Genomic DNA, 13,582 nt, shown 5'->3' with positions numbered 1-13,582 from the left:
GGGGGCCGCGCCCCTCGACACCCACGAATAGCGTTCCACTCTTTGAGTGACGCCCCTCACGCCCCATGTTAGGCAAACCCATGAGCAAACCCGCCCCCATCCCCTCGCGCCAGCAGATACTCGACTGGCTGAACGACAACCCCGACCAAGGGGCCAAGCGCGACATCGCGCGGGCTTTCGGTGTGAAGGGGCAGGCGAAGATCGAGCTGAAGCGCATTCTCAAGGACATGGCCGACGAAGGCCTGATCGAGAAGCGCCGCCGCAACTTCCGCGACCCCAATGTGCTGCCGCCGGTGTCGGTACTGCGGGTAATGCGCGAGGATAGCCAAGGCGATCAATGGGCCGAACCTGCGGAATGGAGTGGCGAGGGGCCTGCGCCCTTGGTTCTCTTCGTTCCGAAGGACGGCGATCCTACGCTGGCCGAGGGCGACCGTATCCTCGGTCGCCTGACCCCGGTCGAGGATGAGGATTACGGCTACGAGGCGCGGCTGATCCGCAAGATCGGCCAGGCCTCGCATCGCATCGTCGGCATCTTCCGCAAGAATGCCGAGGGCGGGCGGATCATGCCGATCGACAAGGGGGTCGGCAACGAATGGCAGGTGCCGGCGGCGGTCACGCAGGGCGCCAAGGATGGCGAGCTGGTCGAGGCCGAACAGACCGGGCCGCGCGGCCGCATGGGCCTGCCCAAGGCGCGCGTGATCGAGGTGCTGGGCGATCCGTCCGCGCCGAAGGCGGTCTCCCTCATCGCGATCCATCAGCATGGCATCCCCGACGATTTTCCCGATGCGGTCGTGGCCGAGGCCGATGCCGCCGAGCCTGCGCCTCTGGGCGAGCGCGAAGACCTGCGCAAGCTGTCTTTCGTCACGATCGACCCGGCGGATGCCCGCGACCGCGACGACGCCGTACTGGTGATCCGCGATGACGATCCGAAGAACGAGGGCGGCTTCCTGATCTGGGTGGCGATCGCCGATGTGGCGCATTACGTGACGCCGGGCTCCGAGCTGGACCGCGAGGCGCGCAAGCGCGGCAACTCCACCTATTTCCCCGACCGCGTCGTGCCGATGCTGCCGGATCGTCTGTCAGGCGATCTGTGCTCGCTGCACGAGAACGTGGACCGCGCGGTGCTGGCGGTACGGATGAAGATCGACGCGCAGGGGCGGAAGGTCTCGCATCGCTTCACGCGCGGGATGATCCGTTCGGTCGGCTCGCTCGAATACGGGCAGGTGCAATCCGCGCGCGACGGCAACCCGGACGAGAAGACCGAGGATATGGTCGAGGAGATCATCGACCCGATCTACGAGGCTTACGAGGCGCTCAAGCATGCTCGTGCGATCCGTCAGCCGCTGGAACTGGACCTGCCCGAGCGGCAGATCGTGATCGGAGACGATGGCCATGTCGCCTCGATCCGGTTCAAGGAACGGCTCGATGCGCATAAGCTGATCGAGGAGTTCATGGTGCTGGCCAACGTGGCCGCCGCCGAGGAACTGGAAAAGCTGCGCCGTCCGCTGCTCTACCGGGTTCACGAAGAACCCAGCCTCGAGAAGATCGAGAGCCTGCGCGAAGTGGCGCAGGCGTCGGGCTTCACGCTGGCGAAGGGGCAGGTGCTGCAGACCGCGCATCTGAACAATCTGCTGAGCCAGTCCGAGGGCTCCGAGTTCGACGAGTTGATCAACATTTCGACGTTGCGCTCGATGACACAGGCCTATTACGCGCCGACGAATTATGGCCATTTCGGCCTCGCGCTGCGGTCCTACGCGCATTTCACCTCGCCGATCCGGCGCTATTCCGACCTGATCGTGCACCGCGCGCTGATCCTCGGCCATGGCTGGGGCAAGGACGGGCTGAGCGCGTGGGATATCGAGAACCTCGAGGACACGGCAAAGCAGATTTCCGATACCGAGCGCCGTTCGATGGTGGCCGAACGCGACACGACCGACCGCTATCTGGCCGCTTACCTGTCGGACCGCGTGGGCAGCGAGTTCACCGGCCGCATTTCGGGCGTGCAGAAATTCGGCGCTTTCGTAAAGCTCGACGAGACTGGCGCGGACGGGCTGATCCCGATCCGCGAGATCGGGCGCGAGTTCTTCCATTTCGATCGCGAGGCGCAGGAGCTGGTGGGCTCCGATACCGGCATGGTTATCACGATTGGGCAGCGCGTCCGGGTGCGGCTGTCGGAGGCCGTGCCGATCACCGGCGGGCTGATGCTGGAGCTGCTGGAAGTCGAAGGGCAGGGGATGCCCTCGGGCGACGGCAAGCGCCGCAAAGGACGTCGTCCCGGCACCCGCCCGCCGCGCAAAGGGCCCGGCAAGGGACCGCGCAAACCGGCCCGCGACGCTGCCAAGAAGAAGGCTGTCGCGCGCAAGGTGAAACGCACGCGCAAGAGCTGAGGCCTTAGAGCATCCACTCGATCGGCAGACGCTGCGCCACCCACAGGAAGATGCGATGCGAGAAGGGCACGCCCGGCTCGCGCTTGCGGACGCCGTGACCGGGCCGCGACCAGCGCAATTGCTGCGCACGGGTCAGGCGCAGCCGCCATGCGCGGGTGGGGATGAACTCCTTGAACGTCTCGGAGATCTCGCTCGCGATCTCGGGCGCAGCGATCACGATCCCCAACTCGGTATTCAACCGCATCGAGCGCGGATCGAAATTGAACGAGCCGATGAAAACCCGCGCGCGATCCACCGCGAAGACCTTGGCGTGCAGCTTGTTGCGCGAAAACGGCGAGGTGCCGCGAATGTCGGAGCCAAGCAGCCGTTCGCGCCGGTTACGCTCGTTCGGGCGGCGATCTTCGGCATCGGCGGCGTATTCGTAAAGCTCGATCCCGGCGCGCAACAACCCTTTGCGGCGATGGGCATAGCCCGAATGCACGAGCGCCACATCGGTCGCGGCATAGGAGTTCGTCAGCACCTTGATCTTCGCCCCCGATTTCGCGATCCGCTTTAGATAGCGCACGCCGGTCCGCGTCGGCACGAGATAGGGCGTGATCAGCACCAGTTCCTGCAGCGGCTGGCCGAGGGCACGCACCAGATATTGCCAGAGCAGCTTGCGCCCCTGCAAAAGCCCGTGAATCTTCGACGGGTGGTCGTAGATCAGCTGCGCCTCGGCGAAGATCACGGGCGCCTTGCCCGACAGCAGCCGCGAGAGCCGGTCGGGATGCCGCAGGTCCGCGGCATAGCGCTTCGCCTCTGGCTCGGAGAGACGAACCTCCTCATCCTTGATGATGTCTTCGGCTTCCGCTGCCTTGCAGCCACCCAGCATTTTCTCCGCCGGGATCGCGGGCGGGGCGTTCCAGTAAAGGTCGAACTGCTTTCCGATCTGCGCTAGAACGGGCCCTGCGACGGCGACGTCGAGATCCATGTAGAGCCCGCTCTCGGAGAGGCTGTTGAAGTAGTCGTCGCCGATATTGCGCCCGCCGAGGATCGCCATCCTTCCATCCGCGATCATCGCCTTGTTGTGCATCCGGCGGTTCAGACGACGAAAATCGGACAGGTAGCCGAGAACCCGCGCGGTCCGGATCGGGAAGGGGTTGAAGAGGCGCACCTCGACATTGGGCAATTCGTCGAGCGCGGCCAGCGTACGGTCCATCCCGGCGGTGCCGTTGTCGTCGATCAGAAGCCGGACATGGACCCCGCGTCCGGCCGCCCTGCGCAGCGCGCCGAGCATGATCGCGCCCGCAGTATCGTTCTGCCAAATGTAATATTGCAGATCGAGAGAGACCTCCGCCGCTTCGATGAGTTCCAGTCGCGCCGCAAGCGCATCGAGCGGATCGGCGAGCAGCTGGACCGCGTTTTTCGTTTCGAGCCCCGCAAGCCGGTCCTGCAGCGCGGTGGCAAAGCGGCCGGTTTCGGGGGCGACCTGCATCTTCGACTCGGGGAAGGGCCCTTTCGGTCGCCGATGCGACAGCCTCGCGACGATCAGAGTCAGGCCGGCCAGGGCGATGAGGCCAGCGAGCAGGGCGAAGCCCAGAATATGAAGCAGTTCCAGTTTCATGGCTGGCATCATGTAGGCGGTTCAAGGGTTTAGGAAAGTGGGCTTCGCGCATGAAAAAGGCCGGCGTGATCGCCGGCCCCTTTAAATATTTCGTGTTCCCGGTTCAGCGCATCAACCGATCGCGGCGGCTTTCACATCGTCGTCGATGTAGGGCACGTATTGCGCGAAATTGTCCGAGAACATCTCGACCAGTTTCTGCGCCTGCGCGTCATAGGCGGCCTTGTCGTCCCAAGTGCGGCGCGGATCGAGGAGCACGTCCGAGACGTTCGGGACCGAGACCGGAACCTCGAAGCCGAAGTTGGGATCCTTGCGGAACTGCACGTTGTGGAGCGAGCCGTCGAGCGCGGCTTTCAGAAGCGCACGGGTCGCCCGGATCGGCATCCGCGAGCCGGTGCCGAAGGCGCCGCCGGTCCAGCCGGTATTGACCAGCCAGCAGGATGCGCCAACGTCGCGGATCTTCTCCTGAAGCAGCTTGCCGTAGACCTCGGGGCGGCGCGGCATGAACGGCGCGCCGAAGCAGGTCGAGAAGGTCGGGATCGGCTCGACCACGCCCACCTCGGTGCCCGGCGTCTTTGAGGTGAAGCCCGACAGGAAGTGATACATTGCCTGCGCCGGGGTCAGCCGCGCGATCGGCGGCAGCACACCGAACGCGTCGCAGGTCAGCATGATCACGTTCTTGGGCTGGCCCGCCATCGCGGTATCCGAGGCGTTCGGGATGTAATGCAGCGGATAGGCGCAGCGCATGTTGTCGGTGATCGAGTTGTCGTTGAAGTCCAGCTCCAGCGTCTCCTCGTCGAAGACCATGTTCTCGATGACCGTGCCGAACATCGAGCACGTATCGTAGATCTCCGGCTCCGCCTCTTTCGAGAGGTTGATCGTCTTGGCGTAGCAACCGCCCTCGAAGTTGAAGATGCCGTTGTCGGACCAGCCATGTTCGTCATCGCCCACGAGGATGCGCGAGGGGTCGGCCGAGAGCGTCGTCTTGCCCGTGCCCGAGAGGCCGAAGAAGACCGCCGCGTCGTCGGGGTCGTCGATCGCGTGGTTGGCCGAGCAGTGCATCGCCATGACGCCTTCGCCGGGCAGAATGTAGTTGAGAAGGGTGAAGACGCCCTTCTTGTTCTCGCCCGCGTAGGAGGTGTTGCCGATCAGGATCGTCTTCTTGTCGAAGTTCAGCGCGATCACGGTTTCCGAGCGGCAGCCGTGCTTCGCGGGGTCGGCCTTGAAGCTGGGGCAATTGATGATCGTCCATTCCGGATCGAACGCGTCGAGCTCCTCGCGCTCGGGGCGGCGCAGCATGGTGCGCAGGAACAGGCCGTGCCATGCAAGCTCGGCCACCAGGCGCACGTCGAGACGGTGCTCCGGATCGGCGCCGCCGAAGAGGTCCTCGACGAAGTAATCCTTCCCCTTCATGTGCTCCAGCATGTCGGCGTGGAGGCGATCAAAGGCGTCGGGCTCCATCGGGGCGTTGTTCTCCCACCAGATGGTGTCCTCGACGGAGGTGGTGCGCACGACGAACTTGTCTTTGGGCGACCGGCCGGTGTGCTTGCCGGTCGTGCAGTAGAAGGCGCCGCCCTTGCCGAGTATGCCTTCGTCGCGCTTGATCGCTTCTTGGATCAGCGCCGGTTCCAGCAGGTTGTAATAGACATTCCCGAGACCTTCGATGCCTTGATCTTCCAGTCGTTTCGCGGGGTTAACGCGTCCAATGTCCATCTGATGCTCCCGATGCCGTCGCGCGGCGTTCACAGGGTTATTCCCGGCGCGTCGGGGCCTCGAAGCGCCGATCCAAGCAACAATCTTACCCGGATGGATCGCCTATAGCATGACATTTTTGCAATGGAACAGAATGGTAGGGTGCAGTTAGCGCAACCATCCGGAAGTTTAGCGCAATCACGGCGAAATGTCGCGGAAAGGTGAGGCAAATTAGTCAAAGGTTGGGAAATTCTGGCTCTATTGATTCGCGAAAACTTGGTGATTCGCAGCTTTTTGTTGATTTGAAGGCAGTGAACGCGGAATATGTGCGTAAACGCGGAATAAGTGCGTAATAACTATAAAGTAGCAGTGAAGGGGTATTCCGACATGTCGAGAATCGCGCTGGTCGATGACGACCGCAATATTCTGACCTCGGTCTCGATGACGCTCGAGGCGGAAGGTTACGATGTCGAAACGTATAACGATGGACAGGCTGCATTCGACGCGTTTACCAAACGCCTCCCCGACATGGCGGTTCTGGATATAAAGATGCCGCGGATGGACGGCATGGAGCTGCTTCAGCGGCTCCGGCAGAAGACCGCGATGCCGGTGATCTTTCTGACCTCCAAGGACGATGAGATCGACGAGGTTCTTGGTCTTCGCATGGGGGCGGACGACTACGTCAAGAAGCCGTTCTCGCAGCGTCTTCTGGTCGAACGCATCCGCGCGCTGCTGCGCCGGCAGGAAGCGATCTCGACCGGCGAGGTCGCCTCGACCGAAGACACCAAGGTGATGGTGCGCGGCTCGCTCGAGATGGATCCGCTGCGCCACGCGGTGACCTGGAAGGGCAAGGATGTCACGCTGACCGTGACCGAATTCCTGCTGCTTCAGGCGTTGGCCCAACGGCCCGGTTTCGTGAAGTCGCGCGATCAGCTTATGGACGTGGCCTACGACGATCAGGTCTATGTCGACGACCGCACGATCGACAGCCACATCAAGCGCCTGCGCAAGAAGATGCGCAGCGTCGACGATGATTTCTCGGCGATCGAGACACTCTACGGCATCGGGTACCGGTATAACGAAGAGTGATCCCACGTCGATGAGTATTGCCGGGAAGATCGGATTGGCTCGAAAGCGCTCCTCAAACTTCGCCCGTCGCGCGCCGGAAACGGATGTCGTGCTCGGCGAGGATTGGGTCGGCCCAGCCGATATCGTCGATGACGATCTGCGCAAGGGGCGGGCGCGGCGGTCCATGTTCTCGCTCAACCGCTCGCCGCTGGCGCGCAAGATCATCACCTTCAACCTGTTGGCGATGATCGTGCTGGTGACAGGCGTGCTTTACCTCAATCCGTTTCGCGACAGCCTCGTGCTGCAACGCGAAAGCGGGCTCGTGAACGAGGCGCAACTGGCTGCCGACGTGTTCGAGGCGCAGCTGCCCGCGGGTGCTCCGGTCAATCTGGCGGCGGGCGACGGGCTCGATCCGCTTGCGACGATCCGCGGGATGGAGCTGCCCGAGGGCGCCGATCTCTACCTGTTCGACCCAAGTGCTGCATTGCTCGGCACTACGACCACGGGCGACCGCGCGCCGGTCGAAGAGGTCGATGGGCTCAATTTCGACAAACGCTCGACCGTGCTCAGCGATTTTCTGGGCCAGATCTGGGACTCGGTCGCCGGCCTGTTCGAGCGGGGCGGCGGCACCGCAGCCGATAGCGCGCTCGATATGGTGCGCGATCTGGTGCCCTCCGCGCTGGAAGGGCGCACGAAGATCTCGTCGCAGAAGAACGCGGCGGGCTCGACAATATTCGCCGTCGCCACGCCGATCCGGCAGGGGGATCGCGTCGTTGGCGTCGTGGGGCTGATCTCGGTCGCGGGGCAGATCGATGCGCTGGTCCGCGTCGAGCGCGAGCAGGTGCTGCAGATGTTCGTGATCGCGATCATCGTCTCGATCGGCCTGTCGCTGGTGCTGGCCTCAACCATCGCAAATCCGCTCTCCGATCTCGCGGCGGCGGCCGAAATCGGGCGCGACAAGAATGCGCGCAAGATGGCGCCCGCCCGGGTGCGCATCCCCGACCTCACCGCCCGACCCGACGAGATCGGGCGGCTGTCGGGCGCGATGCGCGGCATGGTCGGCGCGCTTTACGAACGCATCGACGCGAACGAACAATTCGCCGCCGACGTCGCCCATGAAATCAAGAATCCCCTGGCCAGCCTGCGCTCTGCCGTGGCCTCGCTGCATATGGTCAAGAAGGACGAACAGCGCACGCGTCTTCTCGAAGTCATCGATCACGACGTGCGCAGACTGGATCGTCTGGTGAGTGACATCTCCAATGCGTCGCGGCTCGATTCCGAGCTGGTGAAGGAAGAGGAAGAGCAGTTCGACCTGATCAAGATGGTGTCGAACCTCAGCGAGTTCCTCGGTCAGCAGGCGCGCGAGAAGGGTGTCGACTTCATCACCGATCTGCCGTTGCAGTCCGTGATCATCTCGGGGCTGGAAGCGCGTCTGGCCCAGGTCTTCGTGAACCTGATCACCAACGCGACCTCGTTCTGCGAAGAGGGGGACGCGGTGCGGGTCTGGGCACGCCAGCGCGACAACCGCGTGCTGGTCGTGGTCGAGGATACCGGGCCGGGCATTCCCGAAGAGGCGCTCACCAAAGTGTTCAAGCGCTTCTACTCGGAACGTCCCGAGGGGCAGTTCGGCGACCATTCAGGTCTCGGCCTTGCGATCTCCAAGCAGATCGTCGAAGCGCATGGCGGCGTGATCTGGGCCGAGAATATCCGCCCGACTGATGCCGACCGGACCTCCGATCCTCTGGGCGCGCGTTTCGTCGTGGGCCTGCCGGTAAGCTGAATGACCGGGTCGGACGACCTCTCGACCAATCTCCATGCCAGTGCCGTCGCGCTCGACCCCGAGCGCGGCGTTCTTATTCGCGGCGCGTCGGGCAGCGGCAAGTCTCTCCTCGCGCTGCGGTTGATGGCGCTGGGGGCGTCGCTCGTAGCCGATGACCGGGTTGACCTGCGGGCCGAGAACGGGGAGCTGATCGCCAGCGCGCCGGAGATGATCGCGGGCCGGATTGAGGCGCGCGGCGTCGGTATCCTGAGGGCCGATCCCCTGTCGCATGCCCGCATCATCCTGCTCGTCGACCTCGACCGGGAAGAGACCGCGCGCCTCCCAACCTGTCGAAAAGACAGTATGTTGGGGGTCAGTCTGCCCCTTGTGCTGCGCGTGCAGCATCGTCATCTTGATGTGGCAATCCTGCAATGGCTGAAAGGGGGCCGATGGGCGTGACCCGATCCGATCCGGTATGGGCACAGGCTGGCCAGCGCGTCGTGCTGGTGACCGGCCCCTCAGGTGCGGGCCGCACCACCGCAATCGGCGCCCTCGAAGACCTGGGCTACGAGCCGATCGTCAACCTGCCGCTGAATCTCGTACCGCGCCTTCTCAAGGGCCATCTGACCGGCCCGGTCGCGCTTGGCGTCGATGTGCGCGGGCGCGATTTCTCGGCTGCGGCGCTGATCGAACTGGTCGATATGCTGACCAAACGGCCGGATCTGGATCTCGACTTGCTCTATCTCGACGCGCGTCCCGAGGTGCTCGAACGGCGCTATTCGGAGACCCGCCGCCGTCATCCGCTTTCGCCCGTGGAAGACCCCGGCGCCGGTATCGCGCAGGAGATGGATCTTCTCTCGCCGATCCGGATGCGCGCCGATGTCCTGATCGATACCTCCGAGATGAGCCCGCATGATCTGCGCGCCGAGGTCGGGCGTTTCTTCGACACGGGCCGCACCGAGCCGCTCTCGGTCACAGTGAATTCCTTCAGCTATAAGCGCGGGGTGCAGCGCGGGCTCGATCTGATGTTCGATTGCCGCTTCCTCGCCAATCCCCATTGGGAACCGGGGTTGCGTGCGCGCGACGGGCGCGACGCGGCGGTCGCGGAGTATGTCGCCGCCGATCCCCGCTTTGCCGAGTTCCACCAGCGCGTTCTCGATCTGCTTCTGTTCCTGCTCCCCGCCTATGTCGCGGAGGGCAAGGCCTATCTCTCGGTCGGCTTCGGGTGTACCGGGGGGCAACACCGCTCGGTCGCAATGACCGAGAGCATCGCCAAAGCGCTTGCGGAAGCAGGGTGGCGCGTGTCTAAACGTCATAGGGAATTGGAGCGTCTCGGCCATGCCGAGAACGAAGAAACGAAGGTGAGGTCGGGCGCGTGATCGGTATCGTGATCGTGGCACATGGTGGTCTGGCGCGCGAATATCTCGCCGCTATAGAGCATGTCGTGGGCCCGCAGCGCGGCATTCGTGCCATCACGATCGAGGATGATCACGACCGCGCGGGCAAGCAGGCGGAGATTCGCGCCGCCGCCGATGCGGTCGATGACGGCACAGGTGTCGTGGTTGTGACCGACATGTTCGGCGGCTCGCCCTCCAACTTGTCGCTGATGGCCTGCGAGGCGCGCGACCGCGAAATCATCTACGGCGCGAACCTGCCGCTTCTGATCAAACTGGCGAAATCGCGCAGCCTCGCCGTGCATGCCGCGGTCGAGGCCGCGCTCGATGCCGGGCGCAAATATATCAACAGTTACAACGCCCAAGCGGGAGTGGTGAAATGTCCGTGACCCGCGAATTGGAGATCGTGAACGAGAAAGGCCTGCATGCGCGCGCCTCCGCCCGTTTCGTCGAGGTTGTCGAGGATCACGACGCCCGCGCCACGGTGGCGAAGGACGGCCAGTCGGTCTCGGGCGACTCGATCATGGGGCTTTTGATGTTGGCAGCTTCGCGTGGAACCACTATTGAAGTGACGACAAGCGGGGCCGAAGCCGAAAAGCTCGCCGATGCGCTTCAGGCATTGGTGGCCGACAAATTCGGCGAAGGTATGTGACGCGCTCCGCACCCAGCGAGGGGGTTCGACCAATGAACCAAGAGAGCGACATCGCAATCGAAGCCGCGCAAGCCGTATCGAAGCCGTATGATAAGCGTCGCCTGTCCTATGCGGGAACGTTTTCCAACCCGTTCAAGGTCGGCACGATCCGCACTCTGGAATGGATGACGGCGAAGGCGCAGCTTCTGCACCTGATCCGCAAGTTCGAGAAACGCGGCGCCCCGGTCGGGGCCGAGTTCTGGCCGCAAGCGCTCGACGTGATGGGGATCGAGGTCAAGACGCCACCAGAACAGATCGCCCATATCCCGAAAGAGGGGCCGTTGGTTGTTGTCGCCAACCACCCGCATGGGCTGGTGGACGGGATGGTGCTGGCCTACCTGATCGGCCAAGTGCGCGACGATTTCCTGATCCTTACCCGCTCGCTGCTGACCGGGATTCCCGAGGTCGAGCAATACATGCTGCCCGTGCCCTTCCCGCACGAGCCCAATGCCCGCGAAGACAGTCTCAAGATGCGCGCGGCCTGCATGGCGCAGCTCAAGCGCGGTGGCGTTGTGGTGCTGTTCCCTGCGGGGCAGGTTGCCCATTCCGAGACGCTGATGGGCCCGGTGATCGAGCAGGAATGGAATCCCTTCACCGCGAAGATGCTCGCCCGGTCGAACGCCTCGGTGCTGCCGATCCACTTCCCGGGGCAGAATTCGCGCGCCTATCAGATCGCCAACAAGCTGAGCGCGACGGTGCGTCAGGGGCTTCTGCTGTACGAGATCAAACGCGCGCTGAACAAGCCGCAGAACCCCGCGATTGGCCCGGCAAAGCGGCCCGAAGAGATTGCCGAGGCCCTGAAGAACCCGCGCAAGTTCCTTGCGGATCTGCGGGCGGAAACCCTGGCGCTGTAAGACGGCTGACGGCGAGGGCTCTGTCCCCGCGGTTCCGCCGTTCCCCGGGATATTCGACCCAATTGGAAAGAAGAACGCCCGGCTATGCCTCTTAGGTCAGGGCAAGCCTGGCGCTTTCAACTGCGCGGGGATCGGCGTCCCGCCTGTTCCGCGAGACCATTTAAGTGGAGCTGGGTAAAGAAAGCCTGAGCGGCTTTCCAGCTGCCCTAAATATCCCGGGGGGAGCGACAAAGTCGCGAGCGAGGGGCAGCGCCCCTCAACCCCATCGGTTCAGCGCGTCGGCACAGGCTCCTCGCCGCGATAGTCGTAGAAGCCGCGCCCGGTCTTGCGGCCGAGCCAGCCGGCTTCGACATATTTCGTCAGAAGCGGGCAGGGGCGGTACTTGGTATCGGCCAGCCCGTCATGCAGCACGTTCATGATCGCGAGGCAGGTGTCGAGCCCGATGAAGTCGGCCAGCTCCAGCGGCCCCATCGGATGGTTCGCGCCGAGCTTCATCGACTCGTCGATCGAGCGCACGTTCCCCACGCCTTCATAAAGCGTATAGACCGCCTCGTTGATCATCGGCATCAGGATGCGGTTCACGATGAAGGCCGGGAAATCTTCGGCAGACGCGGCGGTCTTGCCGAGTTTCTCGACGACCTCGTGCAGCGTCTTGTAGGTCTCCTGATCGGTCGCGATGCCGCGGATCAGCTCGACCAGTTGCATCACCGGCACCGGGTTCATGAAGTGGAAGCCCATGAACTTCTCGGGGCGGTCGGTGCGCGAGGCAAGCCGGGTGATCGAGATCGACGAGGTGTTCGAGGTCAGGATCGTCGTCGGCTTGAGATGCGGCAGCAGGTCTTCGAAGATCGCCTGCTTGACGGTCTCGCGCTCGGTTGCGGCCTCGATCACCAGATCGGTCGGGCCCAGTTCGCTCAGTTTCGTGGTCGTGGTGATCCGCTTCAGCGCGGTGTTCTTCTCGTCTTCCGAGATTTTCCCGCGCGATACTTGCCGATCGAGGTTCTTGGTGATCGTGGCGATCGCCTTCGTCAGCGCCTCGTCGCTGATGTCGTTCAGGAGAACGTCATATCCGGCCAGCGCGAAGACATGGGCGATCCCGTTGCCCATCTGCCCTGCGCCCACGATGCCTACTTTCTCGATCGCCATAATTTTCCCTCTCGCGCTTTGCGCCCTGACCATAGTTCTCCGCTCGGTCCATGCAAGCGAAACGCAGGGCTGAGATCATTTTAACATTAGCCGTTTGGCAAGATTTTGGGCGCATTCTGGCCTCGGGCGAGTCGAACACAGACTGAGGTGGGAAAATGGCTTTCGAATATACGGGCGATGGCGCTCTCGATTACTTCCCGTGCAGATACGGGAAATCCAAACTGCTGTTCCGCGGGCCGCGCCGTGCGCTGCAAGGCGATTTCATCGCGGCGATGGGCGGGACGGAGACCTATGGCAAGTTCGTGGAGCATCCCTGGCCCGCGCTACTCGAGGCGCGGCTGGAGATGCCGGTGGTGAATTTCGGTTATCTGAATGCCGGGATCGACGTGTTCCTGCACGAGCCGCAACTGGCCGCCGCATCGGATGCGGCGCAGGTTACGGTCATCCAGTTGCTCGGGGCGCAGAATATGTCCAACCGCTTTTATGCCGTGCATCCGCGCCGCAACGATCGGTTCCTGCGCGCTTCGAGCCTGATGCGCTCGATCTTCCGCGGCGTGGATTTCACCGAGTTCAACTTCACGCGTCACATGCTGAGCACATTGAAAGAACGCGAGCCCGAGAAATTCACGCTGCTCGAGGCCGAATTGCAGGAGGCGTGGCTGCAGCGGATGACCGCGCTTCTGGCCAAGATCAAGGGGCGCAAGCTGCTGCTGTGGCTCGGGGCGTTCAACGACTCCGCCCGGAGCGACGATCTTGGGCCCGAGCCGTTGATGGTCACCGAACCCATGGTGGAGGCGCTGCGCTCGCTCGTGTCGGACGTGGTCCGGGTCAAGCCTTCGGCGGCGGCACGTAGCGCGGGCACGGCGGGGATGCACTTCACGCCGCTTGAGGAACCAGCCGCGGAAATGGTGCCGGGGCCGCTGGTGCATGAGGAGATCGCAGCGGCGCTCGCGTCTGCTCTGAAGCCATTGCTCTAACAGGAAAGGGCGGG

General features: G+C 63.5%; 12 protein-coding genes. 9 read left to right on the top strand and 3 right to left on the bottom strand.

What is annotated here, in order from left to right; translation table 11 throughout:
- Positions 1-80 precede the first annotated feature (80 nt).
- Positions 81-2,387, top strand: a complete 2,307-nt coding sequence (gene rnr, locus BMG03_RS18300) for a ribonuclease R (RefSeq protein WP_075776861.1) — start codon at positions 81-83, stop codon at positions 2,385-2,387.
- Between the two features lie 4 nt (positions 2,388-2,391).
- On the opposite strand, the gene BMG03_RS18295 is transcribed toward rnr, so the two are convergent.
- The gene (locus tag BMG03_RS18295) at positions 2,392-3,990 is read right to left on the bottom strand and encodes a phospholipase D-like domain-containing protein (RefSeq protein WP_167733401.1); all 1,599 of its coding nucleotides are present in this window, start codon (positions 3,988-3,990) and stop codon (positions 2,392-2,394) included.
- A 111-nt stretch (positions 3,991-4,101) separates the two neighbouring features.
- Positions 4,102-5,700 (bottom strand): phosphoenolpyruvate carboxykinase, encoded by a 1,599-nt coding sequence (locus tag BMG03_RS18290; RefSeq protein WP_075776863.1) that lies wholly within the window; start codon positions 5,698-5,700, stop codon positions 4,102-4,104.
- 366 nt (positions 5,701-6,066) lie between these two features.
- Here BMG03_RS18290 and BMG03_RS18285 point away from each other — a divergent pair, with 366 nt between their 5' ends.
- From BMG03_RS18285 to BMG03_RS18255, 7 genes are read left to right on the top strand one after another with little or no spacing between them, the layout of a single operon-like run.
- Complete coding sequence (locus BMG03_RS18285; RefSeq protein WP_075776864.1) at positions 6,067-6,768, top strand: response regulator transcription factor; 702 nt, start codon at positions 6,067-6,069, stop codon at positions 6,766-6,768.
- Between the two features lie 10 nt (positions 6,769-6,778).
- Positions 6,779-8,527 carry a sensor histidine kinase gene (locus tag BMG03_RS18280; protein ID WP_077701335.1) on the top strand — a complete coding sequence of 583 codons (1,749 nt, stop codon included), beginning with the start codon at positions 6,779-6,781 and terminating at the stop codon, positions 8,525-8,527.
- Positions 8,528-8,965, top strand: a complete 438-nt coding sequence (locus BMG03_RS18275) for an HPr kinase/phosphorylase (RefSeq protein ID WP_075776865.1) — start codon at positions 8,528-8,530, stop codon at positions 8,963-8,965. It begins immediately after the preceding gene.
- A complete protein-coding gene (gene rapZ, locus BMG03_RS18270) occupies positions 8,956-9,885 on the top strand; it encodes an RNase adapter RapZ (RefSeq protein WP_075776866.1) in 930 nt (309 codons plus the stop codon). The genes BMG03_RS18275 and rapZ overlap by 10 nt, the downstream gene beginning before the upstream one ends.
- Positions 9,882-10,289, top strand: coding sequence for a PTS sugar transporter subunit IIA (locus BMG03_RS18265; RefSeq protein ID WP_075776867.1), 408 nt, complete (start codon positions 9,882-9,884; stop codon positions 10,287-10,289). Before rapZ ends, BMG03_RS18265 begins: the two co-directional genes overlap by 4 nt.
- On the top strand, positions 10,280-10,552 hold the full coding sequence (locus BMG03_RS18260; protein ID WP_075776868.1) for an HPr family phosphocarrier protein: 273 nt from the start codon (positions 10,280-10,282) through the stop codon (positions 10,550-10,552). The genes BMG03_RS18265 and BMG03_RS18260 overlap by 10 nt, the downstream gene beginning before the upstream one ends.
- Positions 10,553-10,584: 32 nt before the next feature.
- Entirely contained in the window at positions 10,585-11,445 is an 861-nt protein-coding gene (locus BMG03_RS18255) for a lysophospholipid acyltransferase family protein (protein WP_075776869.1), read from the top strand.
- Positions 11,446-11,715: 270 nt separating this feature from the next.
- On the opposite strand, the gene BMG03_RS18250 is transcribed toward BMG03_RS18255, so the two are convergent.
- Positions 11,716-12,591 (bottom strand): 3-hydroxybutyryl-CoA dehydrogenase, encoded by an 876-nt coding sequence (locus BMG03_RS18250; protein ID WP_075776870.1) that lies wholly within the window; start codon positions 12,589-12,591, stop codon positions 11,716-11,718.
- Between the two features lie 155 nt (positions 12,592-12,746).
- On the opposite strand from BMG03_RS18250, the gene BMG03_RS18245 reads away from it, so the two are divergent.
- Positions 12,747-13,568: a DUF6473 family protein gene (locus BMG03_RS18245; RefSeq protein ID WP_075776871.1), complete on the top strand. Its 822-nt coding sequence runs from the start codon at positions 12,747-12,749 to the stop codon at positions 13,566-13,568.
- Positions 13,569-13,582 lie beyond the last annotated feature (14 nt).

Source organism: Thioclava nitratireducens (assembly GCF_001940525.2).
Taxonomy (GTDB): Bacteria; Pseudomonadota; Alphaproteobacteria; order Rhodobacterales; family Rhodobacteraceae; genus Thioclava; species Thioclava nitratireducens.
The sequence above is the reverse complement of the archived record's forward strand: the minus strand, read 5'-3'. Positions and strand labels throughout refer to the sequence as shown.